The following is a 25998-nucleotide window of genomic DNA, read 5'->3' as shown; positions in this document are numbered from 1 at the left end:
GCCGCACCGCCCCCCGGGGCCCACGAGATCAGTCCCAAGGAGCGACGATGTCGGCCCCCAGCCTGACCCCGAGCAAGGCGGCGAGCGCCCGCCACGCCCAGCCGCCGGTGGACGGCCCGCCCCAGCGCGGCGGGTCGTTCGGCAGGAGCCTGAAGCGCAACCTCACCGCGCACGGCTTCCTGATCGGAGCGGTTCTCTGCTTCGCGTTCTTCTCCTGGTACCCGATGGTCCGGGAGTTCTTCCTCGCCTTCCAGAAGACGGAACAGGGCGAGGTCTCCTGGGTCGGCCTGGAGAACCTGGAGACGGTCTTCAACGACCCGGCCTTCTGGCAGGCCTGGCGCAACACCCTGCTGTTCACCGTGCTGGCCCTGGTGCTCGGCTTCGCCGTGCCGTTCGTCGTCGCCCTCGTCATCAACGAACTGCGGCACGGGAAGGGCTACCTCCGGCTGCTCGTCTACCTGCCGGTGATGCTGCCCCCGGTCGCCTCCGTGCTGCTGTTCAAGTACCTGTACGACCCCGGTTACGGCCTGCTCAACGAGGTGTTCGGGCTCTTCGGACTGCCCGAGCAGCAGTGGCTGCAGGACCCCGACCTCTCCATGCTCTCCGTGGTGATCGCGTCGACCTGGATGAACATGGGCGGCGCGGCGCTCATCTACCTGGCCGCGCTCCAGGGCATCCCCGGCGAGCTGTACGAGGCGGCCGAACTGGACGGGGCCGGGCTGCTGCGCAAGATCTGGCACGTCACGATCCCGCAGACGCGGCTCATCCTCTCGCTGATGCTGCTGATGCAGGTGATCGCCACCATGCAGGTCTTCGTGGAGCCCTTCCTGCTCACCGGCGGCGCCGGCCCCGAGGGTTCGACGACCACGGTCGTGTACCTCATCTACCAGTACGCCTTCAACTTCAACAACTACGGCGCCGCGGCGGCCCTCGGCCTGCTGCTCCTCGTACTGCTGGCCGGGTTCTCGGCGGCGTACGTGAAGCTCAGCCGCGCCGAGGACGAGTAGAGCCGGGGGAATCCACCGATGTCCACACGCACACTCATCTCACCGGCCCAGCTCGCCCGCCCCCGCGGGAAGGCGCTCTACTGGGTGGTGTTCGGCCTCGTCGTCGCGCTCTTCACCGTGGTCTTCCTCGGCCCGATGTACTGGATGGTCTCCAGCGGCTTCAAGGACACCCAGGAGGTCGTACAGACCCCGCCCACCTTGGTGCCCGAGTCCTTCGAGCCCGACAACTACGCGCAGGCCTGGAACGTCATGGACCTGGCGAGTCTGCTGGGGAACACGCTGTTCTACGCGTTCGGCGCGCTCGCCTTCCAGCTGGTGTTCGACGTGGCGGCGGCCTACTCGCTGTCCAAGCTCCGGCCGGTCCTCGGCAAGGCCATCCTCGGCCTGATGCTGGCGACGCTGATGATCCCGGCGACCGTGCTGGTCGTGCCGCAGTACCTGACGGTGCTCGACGTGCCGATCTTCGAGCGCAACCTGCTGAACACGCCGTGGGCCATCTGGCTGCCCTCGGTGACCAACGCCTTCAACATCTTCCTGCTGAAGCGGTTCTTCGACTCGATCCCCCGGGAACTGCTCGACGCCGCCTCCATGGACGGTGCCTCGCCGATGCGCACGCTGTGGTCGATCGTGCTGCCGATCTCGCGGCCGATCCTCGGCGTGGTCTCCATCTTCGCGATCGTGGGCGTCTGGAAGGACTTCCTCTGGCCCATGCTGACGCTGCCCGACCCGGCCAAGCAGACCCTGAACGTCGGGATCTACTCCCTGTCCAACGGGGTGCCCGTGAACGTGCTGATCGCCGCGCTCACCATGGCCTCGTTGCCGACGCTCCTCATCTTCCTGGTCTTCCAGCGCAACATCATGAGCGGACTCACCGCCGGAGGGCTCAAGGGCTGAGGGCTCCAGGGCCGGGCGCCTGCCGCCCGCCCTGCCTCTTCCTCCCGTCCCTCCCGCCTCGTCCCGTCAACCTTCGCCGCCGGCCTGTCCGACGCCCCGCTCTGTCCGGGCCGGCGGCGAAGATCCACCCTGCCCGAAAGGACCGTCACGTGGCAGCCCCCAACTCGCACCGCACCGACAACTGGTGGCGCGACGCCGTCATCTACCAGGTGTACCCCCGCAGTTTCGCCGACGGCGACGGCGACGGCACCGGTGACCTCGCGGGCGTGAGGGCGAGACTGCCCTACCTCGCCGAACTCGGTGTGGACGCCGTCTGGTTCACCCCCTGGTACGTGTCACCGCTCGTCGACGGCGGTTACGACGTCGCCGACTACCGCACCATCGACCCCGCCTTCGGCACCCTCGGCGAGGCCGAGAAGCTGATCGCCGAGGCGCGGGAGCTGGGCATCCGCACCATCGTCGACATCGTCCCCAACCACGTCTCCGACCAGCACGCCTGGTTCCGGGCGGCACTGGAGGCGGGCCCGGGCAGCGCGGAGCGGGAGCGGTTCCACTTCCGCCCCGGCCGCGGCGCGCACGGCGAGCTGCCGCCCAACGACTGGCCCTCCCAGTTCTCCGGCCGCACCTGGACCCGGGTCCCGGACGGCGAGTGGTACCTGCACCTGTTCACCCCGGAGCAGCCCGACCTCAACTGGGCCCATCCCGAGGTGCGCCGGGAGCACGAGGACGTGCTGCGGTTCTGGTTCGAGCGGGGCGTGGCGGGCGTACGCATCGACTCCGCCGCACTGCTGGCGAAGGATCCCGCGCTCGCGGACTTCGAGGAGGGCGTCGACCCGCACCCGTACATCGACCAGGACGAGCTGCACGACATCTACCGCTCCTGGCGCAAGGTCGCCGACGAGTACGGGGGTGTCTTCGTCGGTGAGGTGTGGCTGCCGGACGCCGAGCGCTTCGCGCGCTATCTGCGGCCCGACGAACTGCACACCGCCTTCAACTTCAACTTCCTGTCCTGCCCCTGGGAGGCGGACCGGCTGCGCCGCACCATCGACGACACGCTGGCCGAGCACGCGCCGGTGGGCGCCCCGGCCACCTGGGTGCTCTGCAACCACGACGTGACCCGCACGGTCACCCGGTACGGCCGTGAGGACACCGGCTTCGACTTCGCGAAGAAGGCCTTCGGCACCCCGACCGACCTGGCCCTGGGCACCCGGCGCGCCCGGGCCGCCGCGCTGCTGACGCTGGCCCTGCCCGGGTCCGTCTACGTGTACCAGGGGGAGGAACTCGGGCTGCCCGAGGCCGACATCCCGCGCGACCGGATCCAGGACCCGATGCACTTCCGCTCCGGGGGCGTCGACCCGGGCCGGGACGGCTGCCGCGTGCCGCTGCCGTGGGCCGCGGACGCGCCGTACTGCGGGTTCGGCTCGGAGACCGAGCCCTGGCTGCCGCAGCCGGAGGGCTGGTCGGCGTACGCGGCGGACCGCCAGGGCGCGGACCCGGGCTCGATGCTCTCGCTCTACCGCGAGGCGCTGGGCCTGCGGCGGTCCACGCCGGGGTTCGGCGACGGCGGTCTGGAGTGGCTGCCCGCGCCGGACGGCGTCCTCGCGTTCCGGCGGACGGGCGGCCCGGTGTGCGTCGTCAACCTGTCCGCCGCGCCGGTGGCGCTGCCCGCGCACAGCGCCGTGCTGCTCGTCAGCGGGCCCCTGGACGAGGCCGGCCGGCTGCCGGGCGACACGGCGGTGTGGCTGCGCGCCTGAGGAACTCCCGGCCACCCCCGCCGGCGCGGATGCCGGCGGGGGGTCCGCCATCGCCGGTCGTCCCGCGGCAGGGCAGAATCGGGTCAGGAGGCCGTGGGAGGAGGCGACGCGTGCGGGAACGAGCGTGGCTGGGCGGGCTGCGCCGCCCTCCGAATCCCCTGGTGAGCGGGCACCGGGCGGCGCGGGGCGCGTTGCGGTCGGTGTCGGAGGCGCTGGGCTCACGACGGCGGCTGGCCTGGTTGAACGCGGCGGACCTGAGCATCGGCACCACGCTCGACGTGCGGCGGACGGCGGAGGAGCTGGCCGGCTTCACCGTGCCGGAGCTGGCCGACGGCGCCGCGGTGGACCTGCTGGACTCGGTGCTGCGGTTCCAGGACGGCGACCGGGGCACGGGAGGGGAGGCGTCGCGGCTCAGGGCCATGGCGGTGTCGGAGGTCGAGGGGCTGAACCTCGCGCCCGATCCCGTGGGCGAGCTGTCGGTGCACACCGCCGACCGGCTGGGGCAGCGGTGTCTCACCACCCGCCGACCGGTGCTGGTGTCCCGGATGACGCGCGCGGACTTCGCCGTGATCGCCCCCTCGCGGGAGTCGTCGGACATCATGCGCCGGGCGGGCGTCCACTCCTACCTGGCGGTGCCGCTGATCGCCCGCGGGGTGCTGCTGGGGCTGGCCGACTTCGTCCGGGCCGGCCACCGGGCGCCGTTCAACCGGACCGACGTGGCGCTGGCCATGGAGCTGGCCTCCAAGGCCGCCGTGTACATCGACAACGCCCGGCTCTACGGGCGCGAGCGCGACCAGGTGGTCACCCTGCAGCGGGCGCTGCTCCCCCGGTCCAGCCCGAGCACCCCGGGCCTGGACGTGTCCTCGTGCTACGACCCGGCCGCCGATCCGGCCGCCGTGGGCGGCGACTGGTTCGACGTGGTCGCGCTGCCCAGCGGCCGTACGGCGCTGATGGTGGGCGACGTGATGGGGCGCGGCCTGGCCGCCGCCGCGACCATGGGGCGGCTGCGCACGGTGGCCCGGACCCTGATGGCGCTGGACATCGCGCCCGAGCGGTTGCTGGCCCGGCTCGACCTGGCCGCCCGCGATCTGGAGGAGGACCAGGTCGCCACCTGTCTGTGCGCGGTCTACGACCCGTACGGCGGCACCTTCCGCATCGCCAGCGCCGGGCACCCGCCACCGCTGCTGACCGGGCCCGACGGCACCGTCTCGTTCCTGGAGGTGCCCGCGGGGGCTCCGCTGGGGACGGGCGTGATCCCGTACGACCCGGTCGAGCGGCCGGTGCCCGAGCGGAGCCGGCTGACGCTGTACACGGACGGGCTGGTCCGGTCCCGCACGGCCGACCTGGGCACCCAGCTGGAGCGGCTGCGCGAGGCGCTCCGCGACGGCCTGCCCGAGGACGCCGCCGCGTGCCGGACGGTCGCCGAGCGGATCGGCGACGACCGGTCGGACGACGCGATCGTGCTGGCGGCCCTCGCCCGGCCGCTCGATCCGGAGTGCGACGTGTACGTGCGGACGCTGCCGCCGGACGGCAAGGCGGCCGGGCAGGCCCGTACGGCGGTGCGTGAGCAGTTGGGGCGGTGGGGGCTTCAGGAGCTGGTCGACACCACGGAGCTGGTGGTCAGCGAGCTGGTGGGCAATGCCCTGCGGTACGGGAACGCCCCCGGCGAGCTGCGGTTGCTGCGCCACGAGCGGCTGTCCGTGGAGGTCTCCGACTCCGGCCCCGACCTGCCGCAGATCCAGCACGCGGACGTGAGCGACGAGAGCGGGCGCGGTCTCCAGCTGATCAACATGCTGTGCCGGCGCTGGGGCTCGTGCCGCACGCCCGGCGGGAAGGTCGTCTGGGCCGAGCAGGACCTGCCCCTGCGGGCCGGGACGCCCGGCCCGCCGTAGCGGCCGCGCCGTCCGCCCTACGCGGCCTTGTCCAGGGCCGGGCGCTCGAACTGGGTGCGGTGCAGTTGGGCGTAGCGGCCGTCGGCCGCGAGGAGTTCCTCGTGGGTGCCGCTCTCCACGATGCGGCCGGCCTCCACCACCAGGATGCGGTCGGCCGCCCGGACGGTGGACAGCCGGTGCGCGATCACCACGGCCGTCCTGCCCTGGAGGGCTTCGGTGAGGGCTTCCTGGACGGCCGCCTCGGAGGTGTTGTCGAGGTGGGCGGTGGCCTCGTCGAGGATGACGACGCGCTGGCGGGCGAGGAGCAGCCGGGCGATGGTCATGCGCTGGCGTTCGCCGCCGGAGAGCCGGTAGCCGCGCTCACCGACCACGGTGTCGAGCCCGTCCGGCAGCGACCGTACGAGGTCGGCCAGGCGGGCGCGGCGCAGCGCCGTCCACAGCTCGTCGTCGGTGGCGCCGGGCCGGGCGAGGAGCAGGTTGGCCCGGACGGTCTCGTGGAAGAGGTGGCCGTCCTGGGTGACCATGCCGACGGTGTCGCGCAGCGACCGCGCGCTCAGGTCGCGGACGTCGACGCCGCCGACGCGGACGGTGCCGGCGTCGGTGTCGTACAGGCGGGGCAGCAGTTGGGCGATGGTGGACTTGCCGGCGCCGGACGATCCGACCAGTGCGATGGTCTGGCCCGGTTCCGCGCGGAAGGAGAGGCCGTGCAGGACCTCTTCGCCGCCGCGGGTGTCCAGGGTGGCGACCTCTTCGAGGGAGGCGAGGGAGACCTTGTCGGCGGACGGGTAGCCGAAGCGGACGTCGTCGAACTCGACGGCTACGGGGCCGTCGGGGACCGGGCGGGCGTCGGGCTTCTCGTCGATGAGCGGGGCCAGGTCCAGCACCTCGAAGACCCGCTCGAAGCTGACGAGGGCGCTCATGACCTCCACACGGGCCCCGGCGAGCGCGGTGAGCGGCGCGTACAGGCGGGTCAGCAGCAGGGCCAGCGCCACGACGGCGCCCGGGTCCAGGGTGCCGCGCAGGGCGAAGAAGCCGCCGAGGCCGTAGACGAGGGCGAGGGCGAGCGCCGAGACGAGGGTGAGCGCGGTGATGAAGGCGGCCTGGGCGGTGGCGGTGCGCACGCCGATGTCGGCGACGCGGCGGGCCCGTTCGGCGAACTCGGCGGACTCCTCCTCCGGGCGGCCGAACAGTTTGATCAGGGTGGCGCCGGGTGCCGAGAAGCGCTCGGTCATGCGGGTGCCCATGGCGGCGTTGAGGGCGGCGGCCTCGCGCTGCATCCGGGCCATGCGGCGGCCCATCCGCCGGGCGGGGAGCACGAACACCGGGAGCAGCACGAGGGCGAGCAGGGTGATCTGCCAGGACAGGGTCAGCATGACGGCGAGGGTGAGCAGCAGGGTGACCACGTTGCTGACCACGCCGGACAGGGTGTTGCTGAAGGCGCGTTGGGCGCCGATGACGTCGTTGTTGAGTCGGGAGACGAGCGCTCCCGTACGAGTACGTGTGAAGAACGCGACCGGCATGCGCTGCACATGATCGAACACGGCCGTCCGCAGATCGAGGATGAGTCCCTCCCCGAGCGTCGCCGAGAGTCTGCGGGAGGCGATGCCGAGTACCGCCTCGGCGAGGGCGATGAGCGCGATGAGCAGGGCGAGGCGCACCACCGTGCCCTCGTCGCCGTCCGACACGATCGCGTCGACGACCTTTCCGGCGAGGACGGGGGTGGCGACGGCGAGCAGTGCGGTCGCCACCCCGAGCAGCAGGAACCGGACGATGCGGCGGCGGTGCGGGCGGGCGTACGCGCCGATCCGGCGCAGTGTGGCGCGGGCGAAGGGGCGGCGCTCGTCTTTGGCGTTCATGACGCTGTACAGCTGCGTCCACGCCGTGGTCTCCATACTCATGCCGATGACCGTAGAACCTCGACCAACCTTGAGGTCAAGGCGGCGCGGCCCGCGGTCCGTAAGCCGGTGTCCGCGCGTCGGCCACCCGTAGTTGGCGCGTGTGGGGGAATGTCTTGTGCTGTGACGACAGCGGTTCGAGTCCCCGAGAAGCCACTCCTGCACCGCGTCCCGGTCCGCCGGGTCCTGTGCGTGCTTCCGCTGCTCCTGGTGGGCGTGGTCGCGGTCCGGCACCGGTCCGTGCTCGCGGAGGGCTTCGGCCATCTCGCCACGGCCCGCTGGCCCTGGCTGCTGGCCGCGGCCGGCGCGACCTGTCTGACCTGGGTCGCCGCCGCCTGCACCCGGCAGGGCGCGGTGGTCGAGCGGCTGCCCCGACGGCGGTTGGTGGCCACGCAGTTCGCGGCCGGCGCGGCCAACCACCTGCTGCCGACGGGTCTGGGCGCGAGCGCGGTGAACCTGCGGTTCATGACGGTGTGCGGGCTGCCGCTCGCCCGTTCCTCGGCGGCGCTCGCGCTGTACCTGCTGGCGGAGAGCGTCGGCCGCCTCGCGCTGCTGGGCGCCCTGCTGATCGCGTTCCCCGGCGCGCTGCGGCTCGGCACGCTGCTGCCCGAAGGCGCCGTGGGGCCGCTGCTGGTGGCCGCCGGCGCGGTCCCGGTGGTGGCGGCGGGAACGCTGGCGCTGTTGCCGCGGCTGCGTGGTGCGCTGGTCTCCTTCCTGCGGACGGCACTGGGCGAGGCCCGCTCGGTGCACGCCCGGCCGGCTCGCGCGCTGGCGCTGTGGGGCGGCGCGCTGGCCTTCCCCGCGTTGCAGGCCTCGGCGCTGGTCCTGGTGGGCCGCTCGCTGGGACTGGCGCTGCCCGTCGGGCACATGGCGGTGGCGTACCTGGCGGCGACGGTGGCGGTGGCGCTGGTGCCGACGCCGGGCGGCATCGGCTCGGTCGAGGCGGCGCTGGTCGTGGCGCTGGTGGCGGCGGGCGGGCCGGCGGCGGTGGCCACGGCGGTGGTGCTGGCGTTCAGGCTGCTGACGGTGTGGCTGCCGCTGCTGCCGGGGGCGCTGACGTTGGCCGCGCTGGTGCGGATGCGGGTGATCTGAGGGCATGCGGCCGGAAGGTCAGGCGACGGTGACGCGCACCGGTCCGCCGTCGGGATCGACCCGGTGCGTCCAGCGTGCCGTCAGGGTCAGCGGGCGGTGCGGGACGGCCGGGGTGAGCCGGAACCGCTCGCGGTGCAGGGGGCGGCCGTCCTGGGTGACGTACAGGACGGGGCGGGGCAGCGGGACCGCCGTGCGCAGGAGGTAGGGGAAGCGGTCGGCCGGAGTGACGCGGTTCGGGGCGATGCGCAGCAGGGGCGGTTCGGCGACCAGGGGGACGCCGCCGGGCCAGGCCGGCTCCGTCCGGTCCGACGGGTCCGGGCCCGCGCCGTCCGTCAGCCAGTCGCGTACGGCGTTCGCCGCGTGCGCGCCCTCGCGGGCGGCCGTGGCCGCGCTCTCGACGGCGTGCAGCACGCTGCCGACCGCGAAGACGCCGGGCCGTGAGGTGCGCAGGGCGCCGTCCACGGCGGGACCGCGGGTTCCCTCGTCCAGGGCCAGCCCGCCGCGCCGGGCGAGTTCGTGGTCGGCGACGAAGTCGCCGGTGAACACGACGGTGTCGCAGGGCAGGATGGCCGTGCGGCCGTCGCGGTGCCGTACGCGCACGCCCGACAGGCGTCCGCGGCCGAGGAGTTCGGTGACGGTGGTGCCGGTGAGGACGGGGGTGCGGTGCCGCAGGCGTGCCGTCAGCGTCCGCGCGGGGGCGGCGGGGGCCCTGGGCAGCTCCGTGACCAGCGCGACGACCTCGGCTCCGGCCGCCCGTACGGTGCCGGCGGCGGCGTGGGAGACGTCCTCCGCGCCGACGATCACCGCGCGGGTGCCGATGTGCTGCCCGTACAGGTGGACCGCCTGCTGGAGTTCGCCGGTGGTGTAGACGCCGGCCGGCCGGGTGCCGGGGACGAGGCGGGCGGCGCGGGGGCGTTCGCGGGCGCCGGTGGCCAGGACGACCGCGCGGGCGGCGAGTGTCCGTACGCCCCGGGGTCCGACGGTGGTGAGGGCGCGCGGGCCCGCCCAGTCGAGGGCGGTGACGCCGGTGCGCAGGACGGCTCCGGCGTGGACGGCCGCGTCGGCGAGGAGGCGGGCGTAGGCCGGGCCGGTCAGCGTGCGCGGCCGGTTCCCGAAGCCCCGGTGGGCGCAGTGCCTCGGCACTCCCCCGGGTGCCTGCTCGCGCTCCAGTACCTCGACGCGGGCGCCGGCCGTCGCGAGCAGGGACGCGGCGGCGAGTCCGGCGGGGCCGGCGCCCACCACCAGGACATCGACGTGTCGACTTGTCACTCCTGCGCCTCCTCGAACAACGCCCTGACCGCCGCCCCGCAGTAGAAGCCCTGGCAGCGGCCCGCCCGGGCCCGGGTGCGGCGGCGCAGTCCGTCCAGGGAGCGGGGCGGGACCGGTCCGGCGAGGGCGTCGCGGATCTCACCGCGGGAGACGCGTTCGCAGTGGCAGACCAGGGTGCCGTACTCCGGGTCGGCGGCGACGAGGTCGGGCCGCTGGTGGGGGCGTGGGGCGGCCTCGCCGAGGTGGGGCATGCGGACCGGTTCGAGCGGGCGCCGGGGGCCGAGGTCGAGGCCGGTGCCGGCGAGCAGGCCGGTGACGTGCTCGGCGATGGCGAGGGAGGCGGTGAGGCCGGTGGAGCGGATGCCGCCGACGGTGACGTAGCCCTGGTGGGGGTGGGCGGCGATCCGGTAGTCGTCGTGCTCGGTGGCGGCGCGCAGGCCCGCGTAGACGGCGGTGACCTCCTCCTCCAGCAGGGCGGGGAGGATGCGGCGGCCCTGTTCGCGCAGGCGGCGCAGTCCCTCGGCGGTGGAGCCGGTGTCGCGCTTGTCGTCCAGGTCCTCGGCGGTGGGGCCGAGCAGCACGTTGCCGTAGACGGTGGGGGCGACGAGGACGCCCTTGCCGAGGGCGGTGGGGACGGGCAGGAGGATGTGGCGGACCAGGGCGCGGGCGAACGTGTCGTGGACGAGGAGCTGGCCCCGGCGCGGGGTGACCGTGAAGTCGTCGTGGCCGAGGCTCCGGTCGAGGGTGTCGGCGTGCAGTCCGGCGGCGTTGACGAGCCGTCGGGCGTGCAGCGGGCCGCGCGGGGTGTCGAGTCGGTGCACGCCGTCCGTGCGACCGGCGTGCGTGACGGGTGATTCGAGGTGCAGGTCGACTCCGGCGCGGACCGCCTGGGTGGCGTACGCGAGGGTGGTCGTCCACGGGCAGATGATGCTCTCGCCGGGTACGTGCAGGGCGCCGAGCGCGCCGGGGCCGAGGTGGGGTTCGCGGGCGTAGAGGTCGGCGGGGGCGAGGATGCGGGCGTCGTGGTACTCGTTGCGCCCGGCCTTCTCGGCGAGGCGGGGCAGCGCCGCGAGCTGCTCCGCGTCCCAGGCGACGAGCAGGGCGCCGACGTTTTCGAGGGGGATGCCCGACTCGGCGGCGTACGCGGCGAGTTCGCGGGCGCCCTCCCGCACGAGCCGGGCCTCCAGCGAGCCGGGCACGGCGTCGAACCCGGTGTGCAGGATGGCGGTGTTCGCCTTGGAGGTGCCCTGCCCCACGTCGTCCTGCGCCTCGACGAGGGCGACGCGCAGCTCCGGGTGGTGCGCGAGCCGCCTCGCGATCGCACATCCGACGACCCCGGCCCCGACGATCGCCACGTCGTACGGCTCGCCGGGCAGGGCCCCGGACACGGTGACGGTCATCCGGGGCTCCCTTCGGGCGGCGCCCCGTCCGGGACACGGAGCGTCTCCGCCCCGGGCGGCCGACCCACCGGCCGACCGGCACCCGGCCACCCGGTGGCACCCCGCCCGACCACACCCCCGGCGCCCGGGGCCGCCTCGCCAGTCCGCCGTCCGGGCCGGTCTCCTGGACCGCGCGGTACGGGGGCCGGGGACGACACGACAGGTCGCCGCGGGGCGAGTCGGGACGGCCGCTCCGCGTTTCCGCGCCAGGACACGGCGTCCGGCGGGTCCGAACCCGGTGGGGCAGGCGTGTGCAGGGCCGTACCGGGGCGGCCGTCGCCGGGGTGCCGGCCGTGCGCCACGCCGGGCCCCCGGCGAGCAGCGTGGTGGCCGCCGGTCATGCCGGGCCTCCGGAAAGCGGCCTGGCGACCGCCGGGTCCCCGGCAAACGGTGTCGTGGCCGTCCGTCACGTCGCTCCCCCGGCGAGCAGTGCGGCGACCGCCGTGCGGAAGCGGGTGCGGCGCTCGGTGGCCTCGTCGGCGGTGATGCGGGGCTCGTACAGCGTGGTGGGCCCCACGTCGGGGAGCGCCTCGGCGAGGGTGCGGGACGGGTTCGCGCCGAGCCGGGCCAGGGCGCCGACGCCGAGCGCGGTGGCGTCCGGCAGGGCGGACACCTCGACCGGGCGCTGCAGCAGGTCGGCCTGGGTCTGCATGAGGAGCGCGGAGCGGGTGAGGCCGCCGTCGACGCGCAGTACGGTCAGCGGCGCACCGAGGTCGGCCGCCGCGGCGTCGGCGAGTTCGGCGACCTGGGCGGCGAGGCCCTCGCACAGGGCGCGCACCAGATGCCCGGGGGTGGTGTCCAGGCCGAGACCGGTGAGCGAGCCGCGCAGGTCGCCGCGCCACCAGGGAGCGGCGAGCCCGGCCAGCGCCGGGACGAAGGTGACGCCGCCGGCGTCCGGCACGGCGGCGCCCACGGGGTCGAGGTCGGCGGCGCCGGTGATGACGCCGAGGTCGGTGAGCCAGCGTACGGCGGAGGCGGCCGTGTACACCTGGCCGTCCAGGCAGTGGTCGGTGCGTCCGCCGAGCCGCCAGGCGACGCAGGCGGCCAGGCCCGAGGCGCCCCGCCGCGGTGTGCCGCCGGTGTGGGCGAGGAGGAACGCGCCGGTGCCGTAGGTGCACTTGGCGGTGCCGGGCTCGGTGACGCGCTGGGCGAGCAGCGCGGCCTGCTGGTCGACGGCGAGGCCGGTGAGCGGGAGTTCGGGGCCGAAGGCCCTGGTCGTGCCGACGCGGGCGGCGTTGTCCACGATGTCCGGCAGCCGTTCGCCGGTCAGCCCGTACAGCTCCACGGCGCGTGGCGACCACTCGGCGCGTTCCAGGTCGAGGAGCCCGGTGCGCGAGGCGGTCGCGGCGTCCGTGACGTGGGCGCCGGTGAGGCGGTGGACGAGCCAGGTGTCGGAGGTGGTGACATGGCCCGCGCGGGTGAGGTGCCGTCGTATCCAGGCCATTTTCGGCGCCGCGAAGTACGGGTCCAGGGGCAGGCCGGTCAGGTGGCGCAATTCGTCCGCGTGGTCGACCAGTTCGGCGCAGAGGGGTTCCGCGCGGCGGTCCTGCCAGACCAGCGCGTCGGTGAGCGGACGGCCGGTGTCCGGGTCCCAGGCGAGCACCGTCTCGCCCTGGTTGGCCAGGCCCAGCGCGGTGACCGGCTCGCCCGCGTCGGCGAGCGCCCGGCGCCCGGCGTCGACCACCGAGCCGTACAGCTCCTCCGGGTCCACCTCCACCAGGCCGCCGGGCAGGTGGCGGGGCCGGACCTCCGCGAAACCGGTGCCGACCACACCGCGCTCGGGGCAGATCACCAGCGCCTTGGTGCCGGACGTGCCCTGGTCGACGGCGAGTACCGAGTCCGGCACCTGCACCTCCCGGCTCCCCGCTCCGGCGCCGACGGTCTCGGCGATCACTGCGCGCCAGCCTGCCCTCGTGGACACACGGCGTCAAGGGTGGCTGACGTCCAGTCAGTTCGCCCTGGTGGCCGTGGTTTTGCGCCGGTGCCGTGAAAGCGAACAGAGGCGGAATCTCCGCCTCTATAGTGTGCGCCGACCGCTCGACCACCGCACCACCGCCCCCGGGGAGGGCTGTTTGTCACGCCATGCCGCCGTACGGTCCGTTCCGCTCCCTGCCGCGGGCGTGTGATGGCCAGGGACGGTGCACAGCCCGCCTACGACCCCGCCGGGCACGACACCGCGCTGCGCTCCGCCCTCCAGGAGGTGCGGGCCGGGCGCTGGATGTCGATGCGCATCCTGCTGGAGCAGACCGGCTCCTGGGCGCAGTGGACGCGGCGCACCCAGGTGCTCGCGGCCTCGGCGGCCGGTACGGACGTGGTGCGGGCCTGGCTCGCGGAGGAGCCGCACAGCCTGGCGGCCGCGGTGATGCATGCCCGGGTGGTCGTGGAGCGCACGCTGCGGGCGCATCGCGAGGGCCATTCCCGCACCCGCGAACTGTGGCAGCAGGCCTGGCACGCCTGCGACGCGGCGACGCGGGCCGCGCCCCACGACCCGGTGCCGTGGGTGTGTCTGCTGGCGCTGGCCCGGCTGGACGAGGGGCAGCGCTGGGAGGAGCACCGGATGGCGCCGCCGGAGCCGATGCTGCCGCCGGGCCCGTGGGGCCTGCTCGCCGAGGCCGGCAAGCGCGACCCGTACAACCGGGAGGCCCACCACCGGATGCTGCAGTTCCTGTATCCGCGGGGTGACTCCGAACGCCTCGCCCGGGCGGCCGGGTTCGCGCACTGGGCGGCGGGTTCGGCGCCGCCCGGCTCGGCGCTGCACGTGCTGCCGCTGTACGTGCGGGTGGAGCGCTACCGCCGCTCGGGTGCGCGGGAGGCGGCGCTGGATCTGCACTGGGTGGCGGAGGACGCCACCCGTGAGGCACGGCAGGCGTTCGACTCCTGGTTCGCGCTCTCCCCGCGCGACGAGCGGTCCCTGCCGGACCTGAACCACCTGGCCCACGCGCTGTGGGGCGCCCTGCGGTTCCGGGAGGCGAACCAGGTGTTCGACGCGCTCGGCCCCTACTGGACGCCGCTGCCCTGGGCCTGCCGGGCCCCGGGCGACGGTTCGGCCGGGCGGGCGGTGGAGGTGTTCCTCCAGGCCCGCACGCGCAGCCGTTCGGCCGCCCGCGCCCGCGGCCACGGCCGACGGCGCCCCTGACCCCCCACCCTTCCGTCCCGGAGGTCTTTCATGTCCCGCCCCTCTGAACCGTCCGTCAGCGAGGAACAGCGTCTGCGTGAACTCGGCTACCGGCCGGTGCTGGCCCGCCGCATGGGCGGCTTCGGCAACTTCGCGATCAGTTTCTCGGTGATCTCGATCCTCTCCGGCTGCATGACCCTGTACGGCTTCGGCCTGGGCACCGGCGGCCCCGCCGTGATGCTGTGGGGCTGGGCGGGCGTCGGCCTGTTCGTGCTGTGCGTCGGGATGGCGCTGGCCGAGGTCACCAGCGCGTATCCGACGTCCGGCGCGCTGTACTACATGGCCGACCGGCTCGGCGGCCGCCGCTGGGGCTGGTACACCGGCTGGCTGAACCTGCTGGGGCTGCTCGGCGCGATCGCCGGGATCGACTACGGGGCGGCGCTGTTCACGGGAGCGTTCCTGAACCTCCAGTGGGGCTTCGAGCCGACGCCGGAGAAGACGATGCTGATCTTCCTCGTGATCCTGCTGCTGCACGCCACCCTCAACCTCTTCGGCGTGCGGCTGGTCAGCGTGCTCAACTCGGTCAGCGTGTGGTGGCACCTGGCCGGTGTGGCGCTGATCGTCGGCGCGCTGGTGATCGTCCCCGACCACCACCAGTCGCCGTCCTTCGTCTTCACCGAGTTCGTCAACGACACCGGCTGGGAGAACCCGCTGTACGTGGCCGCGATCGGGCTGCTGCTCGCGCAGTACACCTTCTCCGGCTACGACGCCTCCGCCCATCTGTCCGAGGAGACCTCCAACGCCTCGGTGTCGGCGGCGCGCGGCATCGTGCGGTCCATCTGGGTGTCGTGGCTGGCGGGCTTCGTGCTGCTGGCCGGGCTGACCTTCGCCATCCAGGACTACGACGCGACGCGCGACACCGCGACCGGGGTGCCGCCCGCGCAGATCCTCCTCGACGGGCTGGGCACGGACGGCGCGAGCGCGCTGCTCCTGGTGGTGATCGTGGCGCAGTTGTTCTGCGGCAACGCAGAGGTGGCCGCCGCCAGCCGGATGGTGTTCGCGTTCAGCCGGGACGGCGCCCTGCCCGGCTCGTCGCTGTGGCGCAAGGTCTCCGCCCGCACCCAGACCCCGGTCGCCGCGGTGTGGCTGTCGGTGGCGGTGGCCGCTCTGCTGGCGCTGCCGTCCCTGTACTCGGCGACGGCGTACGGCGCGGTGACCGCCATCAACGTCATCGGCATCACCCCGGCGTACGCCATCCCGGTGCTGCTGCGGCTGCGGGCCGGCGACCGGTTCACCCCGGGGCCCTGGAACCTGGGCCGGTGGAGCAGGCCGGTCGGGTGGGTCGCGGTGGTGTGGGTGGCGTTGGTCACCGTGCTGTTCTGCCTGCCCCAGTCGTCCCCGGTGACGGTCGACACGATGAACTACGCCGTCGTCGCCCTGGTCGTCGTCCTGGTATTGGCCACGGTGTGGTGGTTCGTCGCCCGCCGTTCGTACGGCACTCCGACGACCGCGGCGTACGGCGACGACCGCGAGCAGGCGGAACTCGCCGAGGGCATCGTCTGAAACGCCCCGTTCCGCCCCTCGCCACGGTACGGACCACACCTCGGGATGCGGCAGGATGAGCCCTCGCGCCGGTCGAACTGCCTTGCGGTCGCGCCGGATCGCGCATCCCCGACATCCCGTGGGTTTGGAGACTGCCGGTGACCGAGGACCTGACCATGGACCACCTGCTGCCCGCCGGCATCGCGCTGGGCGCGGGCCTGCTGGGAGCGTTCCTGCTGCGGCTGCTGCTGCGCTGGCTGGCGGGCCATGCCGGGCGCACCCGCTGGGGCGGCGACGACGTGATCGTGGCCGCGCTGCGCACGGTGGCGCCGTGGGCGGCGGTCGCGGCCGGGGTGGCCGGTGCGGCGGCGGCGCTGCCGCTGACGCGGACGGTGCAGCACGGTGTCAACCAGGTGCTGACGGTGCTGCTGATCTTCGTGGCGACGGTGACGGCGGCCCGGGTGATCGCGGGTCTGGTGCGGACGGTGACGAACTCGCGCTCCGGGGTCGCCGGGTCGGCCACGATCTTCGTCAACATCACCCGGATCCTGGTGCTGGCCATCGGCTTCCTGGTGATGCTGCAGACGCTGGGCGTCTCCATCGCGCCGATGCTGACCGCCCTGGGCGTGGGCGGTCTGGCGGTGGCGCTGGCCCTCCAGGACACGCTGGCCAACCTCTTCGCGGGCATTCACATCCTCGCCTCCAAGACCGTGCAGCCGGGTGACTACATCCAGCTCAGCAGCGGCGAGGAGGGGTACGTCGAGGACATCAACTGGCGCCAGACCACCGTGCGCGAGCTGTCCAACAACCTGGTGGTGATCCCCAACGGACAGCTCGCGAAGTCGAACATGACCAACTTCATGCGGCCCGAGCAGCAGCTGACCGTGCTGGTCCAGGTCGGTGTCTCCTACGACAGTGACCTGGACCACGTGGAGCGGGTGACGGACGAGGTGATCGCCGAGGTGATGACCGAGGTCAGCGGCGCGGTGCCGGACCACGAGCCGGCGATCCGCTTCCACACCTTCGGCGACTCGCGGATCGGCTTCACCGTGATCCTGGGCGTGGGCGAGTTCAGCGACCAGTACCGGATCAAGCACGAGTTCATCAAGCGGCTGCACCGGCGCTACCGCGCGGAGGGCATCCGGATCCCGTCGCCCGCCCGGACGGTCGCGCTGCAGCAGGGGGCCGTGGTCCTCCCGCAGCAGCGGGCGGGCGAGGACGTCGTCCCGTTCGGCTGAGCGCGGCGTGGCCGGAATCTCCCCGCGACCCCTGTCGAGCCGGGGTCGATCACGAGATATCTTGATGTCGAGCAATGTTGCAGACGTGGAGCGGAGCACCCGGTGACTGACTCGACCATCATCTATACACACACTGACGAGGCCCCGGCCCTGGCGACGTATTCGTTCCTGCCGGTGGTCCGGGCGTACGCCTCGCAGGCGGGTGTCGCGGTCGAGACCCGCGACATCTCGCTGGCCGGCCGCATCATCGCCCTGTTCCCGGAGTACCTGACCGAGGACCAGCGCATCCCGGACGCCCTCGCGGAGCTGGGCGAGCTGGCCAAGACGCCCGCCGCCAACATCATCAAGCTGCCGAACATCTCGGCGTCCATCCCGCAGCTCAAGGCCGCCATCGCCGAGCTCCAGGGCCAGGGCTACGCGCTGCCGGCCTACCCGGACGACCCGAAGACCGACGAGGAGCGCGACGTCCGCGCCCGCTACGACAAGGTCAAGGGCTCCGCGGTCAACCCGGTCCTGCGCGAGGGCAACTCCGACCGCCGTGCCCCGGCCTCGGTGAAGAACTACGCCAAGACCCACCCGCACCGCATGGGCGCCTGGACCGCCGAGTCCAAGACCAACGTGGCGACCATGGGCGAGAACGACTTCCGTTCCACCGAGAAGTCCACGGTGATCGCCGAGGACGGCACCCTGCGGATCGAGCTGGTCGGCGACGACGGCACCACCACGGTGCTGCGCGAGTCGGTGCCGGTGAAGAAGGACGAGGTCGTCGACGCCTCCGTGATGCGCGTCGCCGCGCTGCGCGAGTTCCTCACCGCGCAGGTCGCCCGCGCCAAGGCCGAGGGCATCCTGTACTCGGTGCACCTGAAGGCCACGATGATGAAGGTCTCCGACCCGATCATCTTCGGCCACGTGCTCCGCGCCTTCTTCCCGAAGACCTTCGCCCAGTACGGCGAGACGCTCGCCAAGGCCGGTCTCACCCCGAACGACGGCCTGGGCGGCATCTACAAGGGCCTGGAGTCCCTGCCCGAGGGTGCCGAGATCAAGGCGTCCTTCGACGCCGAGCTGGCCGAGGGCCCGGAGCTGGCCATGGTCGACTCCGACAAGGGCATCACCAACCTGCACGTGCCCTCGGACGTCATCATCGACGCTTCCATGCCGGCCATGATCCGTACCTCCGGTCACATGTGGGGCGCGGACGGCCAGGAGCACGACGCCCTCGCCGTGATCCCGGACTCCTCCTACGCCGGTGTGTACCAGGCCGTCATCGAGGACTGCCGCGCCAACGGCGCCTACGACCCCTCCACCATGGGTTCGGTCCCGAACGTCGGCCTCATGGCGCAGAAGGCCGAGGAGTACGGCAGCCACGACAAGACCTTCGAGATCCCCACCACCGGCACGGTCCGCCTGGTCGACGCCGCCGGCAACGCTGTGCTGGAGCAGACGGTCTCCGCCGGTGACATCTTCCGCGCCTGCCAGACCAAGGACGCGCCGATCCGCGACTGGGTGAAGCTGGCCGTCACCCGCGCCCGCGCCACCGGCGACCCGGCCGTCTTCTGGCTGGACGAGGGCCGCGCCCACGACGCCAACCTGATCGCCAAGGTCAAGCGGTACCTGGCGGAGCACGACACCGAGGGCCTGGACATCCGGATCCTCGACCCGGTGGAGGCGACCAAGCTGTCGGTGGAGCGCATCCGCCGCGGCGAGAACACCATCTCGGTCACCGGCAACGTCCTGCGCGACTACCTGACCGACCTGTTCCCGATCCTGGAGCTGGGCACCAGTGCCAAGATGCTGTCGGTCGTCCCGCTGATGGCGGGCGGCGGCCTCTTCGAGACCGGTGCCGGCGGCTCGGCCCCGAAGCACGTGCAGCAGCTGGTCAAGGAGGACTACCTGCGCTGGGACTCCCTCGGTGAGTTCTTCGCCCTGGTGCCGTCCCTGGAGCAGTACGCCGAGGCCACGGGCAACGGCAAGGCCAAGGTCCTCGCCGACACCCTCGACCGCGCCACGGCGACGTTCCTCAACGAGGACAAGTCCCCGACCCGCCGCGTCGGCGGCATCGACAACCGCGGCAGCCACTTCTACCTGTCCCTGTACTGGGCCCAGGAGCTGGCGAAGCAGACCGACGACGCGGACCTGGCCAAGGCCTTCGCCCCGCTCGCCGAGACGCTCGCCGCGAGCGAGCAGAAGATCGTCGAGGAGCTGAACGCCGTCCAGGGCAAGCCGGCCGAGATCGGCGGCTACTACCAGCCCGACCCGGCCAAGGCCGCCAAGATCATGCGCCCGTCGGCCACCTGGAACGAGGCGCTGGCGTCCCTCGCCTGATCCTCCCAGGACCGCAGGACCCCCCGGCGCCCCGTCTCCGTCCCCTCGGAGGCGGGGCGCCGCCGCTTCACCACTCCCGTGGGGCGATCAGCTCCTCCGGGTCCGCGTCCGCGAAGCCGTAGGCCCGGGCCACGAACCAGAAGGCCTCGCCGATCTCCTCCCGGGCCGTGGTCTCGATCTCGCTGCCCGCCTCCTCGAAGGCCGCCTCCAGCTCGTTGAACTCCTCGGTGGCCGCGTGGGTCAGCGCGTAGAGCGCCGTCAGGTCGCCCGGCCGGTCCGCCTCCACGCGGGCGCACAGCCGGAGCAGGATCGCGCGGCCCCGGTCCACCACTTGGTGCGGGAAGTAGTCGTCCTCGTAGAGCCCCTCCAGAAACCGATGTGCGGCCACTTCCCGGTTGGTGATCGGCACGCCGCCCCCTCTGTCCTCGCTGCCCGGTACCGTCCCCGCGATCCTCCCGCACCCCACTGACAACGCCCTCGGAGCCGCCCCGTGACCGACACCCCGCCCGCCTTCGAACTGCTGCCGGGTGCTCCGCACTCCCCCGTGCTGCTGCACGTGCCGCACTCCTCCCGCGAGATCCCGGCCGACGTGCGTCCCGGCATCGCCTTGTCCGACGCGGAGCTGGAGCGGGAGCTGGACCACATGACCGACTCCCACACCGCGGAGATCGCCGGGCGGGCCGCCGAGCTGGCCGGTCTCACGCCCTGGCGGTTCGTGAACCGGGCGTCGCGGCTGGTCGTGGACCCGGAGCGGTTCCCGGACGAGCGCGAGGAGATGACCGCAGTGGGGATGGGAGCCGTGTACACGCGGACGTCGCACCGCGAGGTGCTGCGCCCCGGGGGCACGGACCCCGCGCCGCTGATCGAGCGGTATTTCCGGCCGTACGCGCGGGCGATGACCGACGCCGTCGCCGACCGGCTCGCGGCCACCGGCCGGGCCGTGGTCATCGACGTGCACTCCTACCCGACCGAGCCGCTCCCCTACGAACTGCACGGTGCGGGTCCGCGCCCGCCCGTCTGCCTGGGTACCGACGCCTTCCACACGCCGCCCGGGCTGCTCGCCGCGGCCCGGGCGGCGTTCGCCCCGTGCGGGGAGACCGGGCTGGACAGCCCCTTCGGCGGCACGTACGTGCCGCTGGACTTCTACGGGACGCGGGCCGAGGTCGGCGCGCTGATGGTGGAGATCCGCCGGGACACCTACATGACGGAACCGGGCGGCCCGGCCGGGCCGGGGCTGTCCCGGCTCGCCGAGTCGCTGGCGGCGCTCGTGGCCTCCGTGACCGCCTGACCGCCTGACCGCCTGACCACCGACCCGCCGGACCGCCGACCACCGGCTGGAGCACCCCCGCGCGACAGCCTGGCGGGTGCGCGGCGAGGGTGGGGGGATGACGCAGGAGACCACCACGCTCACCGGCCAGTCGCCGCCCCCGGTGCGGGACTGGCCCGCCCTCGACCTGGACGGCCCGGAGTTCGACCCGGTCCTCGCCGAGCTGATGCGCGAGGGGCCGCTGACCCGCGTCCGGCTTCCGCACGGCGAGGGCTGGGCCTGGCTGGCGACGCGGTACGACGACGTGAAGGCGATCACGAACGATCCGCGCTTCGGACGGGCCGAGGTGACCAAGCGTCAGATCACGCGTCTCGCCCCGCACTTCAAGCCGCGCCCCGGCTCGCTGGCCTTCGCCGACCAGCCCGACCACAACCGGCTGCGGCGCGCGGTCGCGGGCGCGTTCACCGTGGGTGCGACGAAGCGGCTGCGGCCCCGGGCGCAGGAGATCCTCGACGGTCTGGTGGACGGGGTCCTCTCCGAGGGACCGCCGGCCGACCTGGTCGAGCGGGTCCTGGAGCCGTTCCCGATCGCCGTCGTCAGCGAGGTGATGGGCGTGCCGGCCGCGGACCGGGAGCGCGTGCACTCCTGGACCCGGCAGATCATCTCCACCTCCGGCGGCGCCGAGGCCGCCGAGCGGGCGAAACAGGGCCTGTACGGGTGGATCACCGAGACCGTCCGCGCGCGGGCCGGTAGCGACGGCACCGACGTGTACTCGATGCTCGGCGCCGCCGTGGGCCGCGGCGAGGTCGGCGAGACGGAGGCCGTCGGGCTCGCGGGGCCGTTGCAGATCGGCGGCGAGGCCGTCACGCACAACGTCGGCCAGATGCTGTACCTGCTGCTCACCCGCCCCGAGCTGATGGCGCGGATGCGCGAGCGGCCCGAGGCGCGCGGCACGGCGCTGGACGAGCTGCTGCGCTGGATCTCGCACCGCACCTCGGTGGGCCTGGCCCGCATCGCCCTGGAGGACGTCGAGGTGCGCGGGACGCGCATCGCCGCCGGTGACCCCGTGTACGTCTCGTACCTGGCCGCCAACCGCGATCCGGACGTCTTCCCCGACCCGGACCGCATCGACCTGGACCGCGACCCCAACCCGCACCTGGCGTACGGCAACGGGCACCACTTCTGCACGGGCGCCGTGCTCGCCCGGATGCAGACCGAGCTGCTGGTCGACACGCTCCTCGGCCGGCTGCCGGGGCTGCGGCTCGCGGTCCCGGCCGACCAGGTGGCCTGGCGCCGCAAGACCATGATCAGGGGGCCGCGCACACTGCCCTGCACCTGGTAGCCCCGCGCACCCCGCGCCTGGCGTCCGGCACGCGTCAGGCCCGCAGCCACTCCGTGACGACCACCTCCCGGCCGGTCCGCAGCCGCAGCGCGAACGGGCCGGCGGGCGGGGCCTCGCCGGTGAACCGGCCCATGTCGTCGGCCGTCAGCCGGGCATGCGCCCGCGGGCCGCTCAGCACCTCGATCCCGGCCGGGCCCGGCGGCAGCAGCTGGCCGATCAGGCCCTGGGCGGTCACCTCGACGTCGACGGTCACACCGTCCGACTGGAAGGTCAGCATCCGCGGCGGGTCCGTCTCCCCCCTGACGGGAATGCCGTCCACCAGCGAGTCGAAGGTCAGCTCGGCGACGCGGACGTCCAGGTCGCGCAGGGCGAAGGCGTCGACGGCGACCCGCCGCAGCTCGGCCGGGACCGGGTCCAGGATCGCGGCGGCCTGGCGCAGCTCCTCCTCCAGGAGACCGTCGTACAGCTCCCCGTCGCCCTCGTCGTACTCGTCGCGCCCGTCGTACTCGTCGCGCCCGTCGCGCCCGTCGTTCAGATCGCTCATTTCGTCCCCCGTGCCTCCAGCCGGGCCCGCAGCCGGCGCAGACAGCGCTGGCGCATCGGCCCGATGCTGCCCACCGCGATACCGAGCGCGGCGGACACCTCCTGATAACTGGGCGGTGGCGAGGAGATCAGCACCCGCAGCAACTGGCGGCACCGCTCGCCCAGTTCCTCGAACTCCTGCCACAGCAGCCGTACGCGCTCGGTCTGCGCGGCGGCCTCCTCGGAGTCGAGCACCGACTCCTCCGGCGTGCGGTCCTCGCTCGGCCGGTCGAGCAGCTGCGGGTCGTCGGTCGGCGTCCACCGCCTGGAGGCCTTGAGCAGCTTCAGGCACTCGTGCCGTGCCGTGCTCGCCAGCCAGGAGCCGGACTTCTCCGGTTCCCGGATCCGGCCCAGATGCTGGGCGAAGCGGAACCAGGCGGTCTGGTACACCTCGTGCGCGTCGGCGTCGGACAGCCCGTGCGACCTGGCCACGGACCAGACCAGCGGGCCGAGTCCGTCCACCAGTGACTTCCAGGCCGCCGCGTCCCCGTCGGCCGCCGACTGGACGAGCGCCCCGACATCTGCACGGTCCACGGTCCCACCCCTCGTGTACGACCTGCCATCGTACGCCGTGGAGCGGAGGGTTCCGACCGGCAGCAGGCCGTTCACGACCCGCCCGCCGACGGGTCGACGGAGACCGGGCGCCAGGTGGGCGGCAGCAGCGCGGGCACATGCGCCCCGCGCACCTCCGCGTACTCGGTGTTGGCCGCGAGCAGTCGCCGGCTCGCCGCGCGTGGGTCGGTCTCCTGGTGCGCCGTCATGTGAGAGGCGACCAGCCCCGCGACCACGGGGGTGGCGAAGGAGGTGCCGCTCCACTGGGCGTGCCCCTCGAACATCACCTGGTCCGGCTTGGCGGGCGCCTCGCCCGGCTCGCTCAGCACGCCGTTGTGCCGGGGGTACTGGCAGGTGCAGGCGTAGCCGAAACCGAACCGGCAGGCGTCGTAGGTGGAGTGCTGGTAGACGTACGGCACGGGTGTCCCGAAGCCGGTGAGGGCGCTGGTGAGGCGCTCGCCGGGGGCGTAGGCCCGCACCCAGCCGCCGTGATTGCTGAAGCAGGCGCCGAACTCGCCGTCGGAGCGCAGCGCCCCGATCGACAGCACCGAGTCCTCCCAGCCGGGCAGGGTGGCGTAGGCGGCGGGCCAGAAGGGCGTGGCGCTGGCGTTGTTGCCTGCGGCGGCGACCAGCAGGGTGCGCTGGTCGCGGAGTTCTTCCATGAAGGCGTGCACGCCGAGCAGGCCGTCGGTGCGGCCGTTGGAGGTGCCGGCGGAGAGGCTGAGGACCTCGGGCCAGCCGCTGCGGTCGACGGCTTCGAAGAGCTTCTGGCCCAGCTCGGACTCCAGGATCGCGCCCGCGTCGTTGAGGGTGTTGCGGACGGTCACCTCGGTGTTGGGCGCGACGGCGGCGACCAGCCCGGCGATGAACGTGCCGTGCCCGACGTACTGGCACAGGACGCCGTCGTCGTCGCACTCCCTGATCTGGGCGTCGCCCTCGGTGTGGGCCAGCAGCGGGTAGGACCGGTAGTCGTGCATGAGGCCGGTGTCGATGACGAGGACGCCGACGGCGGTCGCGGCGTCGTACGGTGTGGTGTCGGCGGCCGGGTTGGGCGGCTCGCTCAGCGGGACGGGCACGGGCTCGTCGCCGGGGCAGGCGTTGACGGCGATGGAGACGACGTGGTTGCGGCTGATCAGCCGGCGGCCCGCGCGGCCCTCCACCGTCCTGAGGGAGCGCAGGGCGTGGGCGACGGTGGGGTCGCCGCCGCCGTCGCCCTGGCCGGGGTCGGCGACCTGGATGCGGGTGATGCCGGTGCGGTTGGTCTCGGGGCTCGCCCGGCGCACGTGGTCCGGTGTCAGCCCGGCCATGGCGGTGAAGTGGTCGCGCACGGTGTCCTCGACGAGGCGTGCCTCCTCGCCGTCGCGGGCGAGGACGACGCCCTTCTCGTAGAGGAACTCGGCGGAGTCGTCCGGTCCCATCGCCAGCGGGACGTCCGGCATCGAGCGCTGGATCTGGTCGAACTGCTCGCGGAATCGCTGTGGTGCCATGGCATGCCCTCCACTGAGGCGGCGGCGGCGGTGACGACGGTCGGGGCGGGGCGGTGACTGCGGACGTGACCACAGTGGTGACGGCGGTCGTCAATCAGAGTCCCCGGGCCGCCGATTGATACAGACTCGAACCTGTGTGGCGTGGTTCCGGAGCACTACCATCCGTGGGGTGACAGCGCGAAACGACCCGGTTCTGGAACTGCTGCCGATGGTGTTCGCCGCCCCGGGCGAAGCGCTGACGCGGGCTCAGGAGGTGCTGGGCGCCGATCCCTCGCCGCTGCACGCATCGGTCGCCCATCAGGTGATCGGCATCTGGCAGCGGGACTTCGGCGACACCCGGCGGGCGCTGGCCCATCTGCGGCGCGCCCGCGACCTCGCCGCCCGCGCGGAGTCGGCCGAGCGGGAGGCGGACGTCCTGGCCACGCTCGGGGTCGCGCTGGTGCACGCCGGACGCACCCGGGCGGGGCTGGCCGCGTTCGAGCGGGGGGTGGCGCGCGGGAGCGGTCACACGCGCGCGCGGGTGCTGTACCGACGGGCGTACGTGTGGTGGGTGCTCGGCCGGCACGGCGAGGCGCTGGAGGACGTACGGCGGGCGATCCCGGTGCTGCGGCAGGCCGACGACGTGATCTGGACGGCGCGGGCGCTGACGCTGCGGGCGACCGTGCACCTGGCGCAGGGCTCGGTGGAGCGGGCCAACGCCGACTTCACGGCTGCGGAGGCGCTGTGGGACACCACGGGCCAGGAGCACGACAAGGCCGACGCGGTGGAGAGCCGGGGGCTCGCGGCGTTCCGCGCCGGTGACGTGCCCGCGGCGCTGCGGTTGCTGGACGAGGCGGAGGAGCGGTACGCCAAGCTGGGCACGCCGACGTTCATGCTGACCATCCGGCGCTGCGAGGTGCTGATGGCGGCGGGGCTGGCCACCGAGGCGCTGGCGGAGGCGGACGGGGCGATCGCGGCGCTGGACGGGATCGGCGGGCAGTCCACCCGCAAGGCGGAGTTGCTGCTGGTGGCCGCGCGGGCGGCCCGGCTGGCGGACGAGCCGCAGACCGCGCTCGCGCGCGCGGCCGTCGCGGTGCGGCTGTTCGCCGGGCAGCGGCGTACCTGGTACGAGACGCATGCCCGGCTGGTGCTGATCGAGGCGCGGGTCGCCACGGGGCGCGGGTCGGGCCGGCTGGTCGCGGACGCGGCGGCGGTGGCGGAGCGGCTGGCGGCCTTCGGTGCGCCCGCCGCGCCGGAGGCTTCGCTGCTCGCGGGCCGGATCGCGCTGGACCTCGGCTGGACGGCGGACGCGGAACGGCATCTGGCGGTG

At 73.6% G+C, this 25998-nt stretch carries 20 protein-coding genes; 12 read left to right on the top strand and 8 right to left on the bottom strand.

The window, feature by feature from the left end:
* Positions 1 to 47 precede the first annotated feature (47 nt).
* The 4 genes from BZZ08_RS14910 (at position 48) to BZZ08_RS14895 (ending at position 5547) form a co-directional block, all read left to right on the top strand.
* The gene (locus BZZ08_RS14910; RefSeq protein ID WP_104632692.1) at positions 48 to 1007 is read left to right on the top strand and encodes a carbohydrate ABC transporter permease; all 960 of its coding nucleotides are present in this window, start codon (positions 48 to 50) and stop codon (positions 1005 to 1007) included.
* A gap of 18 nt (positions 1008 to 1025) precedes the next feature.
* A complete protein-coding gene (locus BZZ08_RS14905; RefSeq protein WP_104632691.1) occupies positions 1026 to 1901 on the top strand; it encodes a carbohydrate ABC transporter permease in 876 nt (291 codons plus the stop codon).
* Between the two features lie 149 nt (positions 1902 to 2050).
* Positions 2051 to 3655 (top strand): glycoside hydrolase family 13 protein, encoded by a 1605-nt coding sequence (locus BZZ08_RS14900; protein ID WP_104632690.1) that lies wholly within the window; start codon positions 2051 to 2053, stop codon positions 3653 to 3655.
* Positions 3656 to 3765: 110 nt separating this feature from the next.
* Positions 3766 to 5547, top strand: a complete 1782-nt coding sequence (locus tag BZZ08_RS14895; protein ID WP_104632689.1) for an ATP-binding SpoIIE family protein phosphatase — start codon at positions 3766 to 3768, stop codon at positions 5545 to 5547.
* Positions 5548 to 5564: 17 nt separating this feature from the next.
* Here BZZ08_RS14895 and BZZ08_RS14890 read toward each other — a convergent pair whose 3' ends face one another.
* Entirely contained in the window at positions 5565 to 7439 is a 1875-nt protein-coding gene (locus BZZ08_RS14890) for an ABC transporter ATP-binding protein (protein WP_104632688.1), read from the bottom strand.
* Between the two features lie 195 nt (positions 7440 to 7634).
* Here BZZ08_RS14890 and BZZ08_RS14885 point away from each other — a divergent pair, with 195 nt between their 5' ends.
* Positions 7635 to 8534 (top strand): lysylphosphatidylglycerol synthase transmembrane domain-containing protein, encoded by a 900-nt coding sequence (locus BZZ08_RS14885; protein WP_104632687.1) that lies wholly within the window; start codon positions 7635 to 7637, stop codon positions 8532 to 8534.
* Positions 8535 to 8552: 18 nt separating this feature from the next.
* Here BZZ08_RS14885 and BZZ08_RS14880 read toward each other — a convergent pair whose 3' ends face one another.
* The 3 genes from BZZ08_RS14880 to BZZ08_RS14870 form a co-directional block, all read right to left on the bottom strand.
* Positions 8553 to 9803, bottom strand: a complete 1251-nt coding sequence (locus BZZ08_RS14880) for an NAD(P)/FAD-dependent oxidoreductase (protein WP_104632686.1) — start codon at positions 9801 to 9803, stop codon at positions 8553 to 8555.
* The gene (locus BZZ08_RS14875) at positions 9800 to 11203 is read right to left on the bottom strand and encodes an NAD(P)/FAD-dependent oxidoreductase (RefSeq protein ID WP_104632685.1); all 1404 of its coding nucleotides are present in this window, start codon (positions 11201 to 11203) and stop codon (positions 9800 to 9802) included. The genes BZZ08_RS14880 and BZZ08_RS14875 overlap by 4 nt, the downstream gene beginning before the upstream one ends.
* Before the next feature lie 445 nt (positions 11204 to 11648).
* Entirely contained in the window at positions 11649 to 13088 is a 1440-nt protein-coding gene (locus BZZ08_RS14870; RefSeq protein WP_104632749.1) for an FGGY family carbohydrate kinase, read from the bottom strand.
* Between the two features lie 279 nt (positions 13089 to 13367).
* On the opposite strand from BZZ08_RS14870, the gene BZZ08_RS14865 reads away from it, so the two are divergent.
* The 4 genes from BZZ08_RS14865 to BZZ08_RS14850 all read left to right on the top strand — a co-directional run bounded on the left by BZZ08_RS14865 (position 13368) and on the right by BZZ08_RS14850 (position 19459).
* Entirely contained in the window at positions 13368 to 14378 is a 1011-nt protein-coding gene (locus tag BZZ08_RS14865) for a hypothetical protein (protein WP_104632684.1), read from the top strand.
* Between the two features lie 30 nt (positions 14379 to 14408).
* A complete protein-coding gene (locus BZZ08_RS14860) occupies positions 14409 to 15920 on the top strand; it encodes an amino acid permease (protein ID WP_104632683.1) in 1512 nt (503 codons plus the stop codon).
* Positions 15921 to 16075: 155 nt separating this feature from the next.
* Positions 16076 to 17137 carry a mechanosensitive ion channel family protein gene (locus tag BZZ08_RS14855; protein WP_104632748.1) on the top strand — a complete coding sequence of 354 codons (1062 nt, stop codon included), beginning with the start codon at positions 16076 to 16078 and terminating at the stop codon, positions 17135 to 17137.
* Positions 17138 to 17239: 102 nt separating this feature from the next.
* On the top strand, positions 17240 to 19459 hold the full coding sequence (locus BZZ08_RS14850) for an NADP-dependent isocitrate dehydrogenase (protein ID WP_104632682.1): 2220 nt from the start codon (positions 17240 to 17242) through the stop codon (positions 19457 to 19459).
* Positions 19460 to 19526: 67 nt separating this feature from the next.
* Here BZZ08_RS14850 and BZZ08_RS14845 read toward each other — a convergent pair whose 3' ends face one another.
* On the bottom strand, positions 19527 to 19868 hold the full coding sequence (locus tag BZZ08_RS14845; RefSeq protein WP_104632681.1) for a DUF5713 family protein: 342 nt from the start codon (positions 19866 to 19868) through the stop codon (positions 19527 to 19529).
* Positions 19869 to 19949: 81 nt separating this feature from the next.
* On the opposite strand from BZZ08_RS14845, the gene BZZ08_RS14840 reads away from it, so the two are divergent.
* Entirely contained in the window at positions 19950 to 20747 is a 798-nt protein-coding gene (locus BZZ08_RS14840; protein WP_104632680.1) for an N-formylglutamate amidohydrolase, read from the top strand.
* A 97-nt stretch (positions 20748 to 20844) separates the two neighbouring features.
* The gene (locus BZZ08_RS14835; protein WP_104632679.1) at positions 20845 to 22068 is read left to right on the top strand and encodes a cytochrome P450; all 1224 of its coding nucleotides are present in this window, start codon (positions 20845 to 20847) and stop codon (positions 22066 to 22068) included.
* Positions 22069 to 22102: 34 nt separating this feature from the next.
* Here the strand turns inward: BZZ08_RS14835 and BZZ08_RS14830 are convergent, their stop codons facing one another.
* The 3 genes from BZZ08_RS14830 to BZZ08_RS14820 all read right to left on the bottom strand — a co-directional run bounded on the left by BZZ08_RS14830 (position 22103) and on the right by BZZ08_RS14820 (position 24689).
* Positions 22103 to 22612: a hypothetical protein gene (locus BZZ08_RS14830; protein ID WP_104632678.1), complete on the bottom strand. Its 510-nt coding sequence runs from the start codon at positions 22610 to 22612 to the stop codon at positions 22103 to 22105.
* Positions 22609 to 23184, bottom strand: a complete 576-nt coding sequence (locus tag BZZ08_RS14825) for an RNA polymerase sigma factor (RefSeq protein WP_104632677.1) — start codon at positions 23182 to 23184, stop codon at positions 22609 to 22611. The genes BZZ08_RS14830 and BZZ08_RS14825 overlap by 4 nt, the downstream gene beginning before the upstream one ends.
* A 71-nt stretch (positions 23185 to 23255) precedes the next feature.
* A complete protein-coding gene (locus tag BZZ08_RS14820; protein WP_104632676.1) occupies positions 23256 to 24689 on the bottom strand; it encodes a S8/S53 family peptidase in 1434 nt (477 codons plus the stop codon).
* Between the two features lie 169 nt (positions 24690 to 24858).
* Here BZZ08_RS14820 and BZZ08_RS14815 point away from each other — a divergent pair.
* A partial coding sequence (locus tag BZZ08_RS14815) for a tetratricopeptide repeat protein (RefSeq protein ID WP_342211009.1) occupies positions 24859 to 25998 on the top strand: 1140 nt, incomplete at its 3' end.

Origin of the sequence: Streptomyces sp. MH60, assembly GCF_002939385.1 — a bacterium.
Lineage (GTDB): Bacteria > Actinomycetota > Actinomycetes > Streptomycetales > Streptomycetaceae > Streptomyces.
Note: the sequence above shows the minus strand (reverse complement) of the source record. Positions and strands in the feature narration are given on the sequence as shown.

Bases quoted from the DNA above. Each gene is read 5' to 3' on its own strand.
- BZZ08_RS14830 (WP_104632678.1), bottom strand. From the start codon at position 22,612: ATGAGCGATCTGAACGACGGGCGCGACGGGCGCGACGAGTACGACGGG.
- BZZ08_RS14905 (WP_104632691.1), top strand. From the start codon at position 1,026: ATGTCCACACGCACACTCATCTCACCGGCCCAGCTCGCCCGCCCCCGC.
- BZZ08_RS14820 (WP_104632676.1), bottom strand. From the start codon at position 24,689: ATGGCACCACAGCGATTCCGCGAGCAGTTCGACCAGATCCAGCGCTCG.
- BZZ08_RS14875 (WP_104632685.1), bottom strand. From the start codon at position 11,203: ATGACCGTCACCGTGTCCGGGGCCCTGCCCGGCGAGCCGTACGACGTG.
- BZZ08_RS14890 (WP_104632688.1), bottom strand. From the start codon at position 7,439: ATGGAGACCACGGCGTGGACGCAGCTGTACAGCGTCATGAACGCCAAA.
- BZZ08_RS14860 (WP_104632683.1), top strand. From the start codon at position 14,409: ATGTCCCGCCCCTCTGAACCGTCCGTCAGCGAGGAACAGCGTCTGCGT.
- BZZ08_RS14865 (WP_104632684.1), top strand. From the start codon at position 13,368: ATGGCCAGGGACGGTGCACAGCCCGCCTACGACCCCGCCGGGCACGAC.
- BZZ08_RS14835 (WP_104632679.1), top strand. From the start codon at position 20,845: ATGACGCAGGAGACCACCACGCTCACCGGCCAGTCGCCGCCCCCGGTG.
- BZZ08_RS14910 (WP_104632692.1), top strand. From the start codon at position 48: ATGTCGGCCCCCAGCCTGACCCCGAGCAAGGCGGCGAGCGCCCGCCAC.
- BZZ08_RS14855 (WP_104632748.1), top strand. From the start codon at position 16,076: ATGGACCACCTGCTGCCCGCCGGCATCGCGCTGGGCGCGGGCCTGCTG.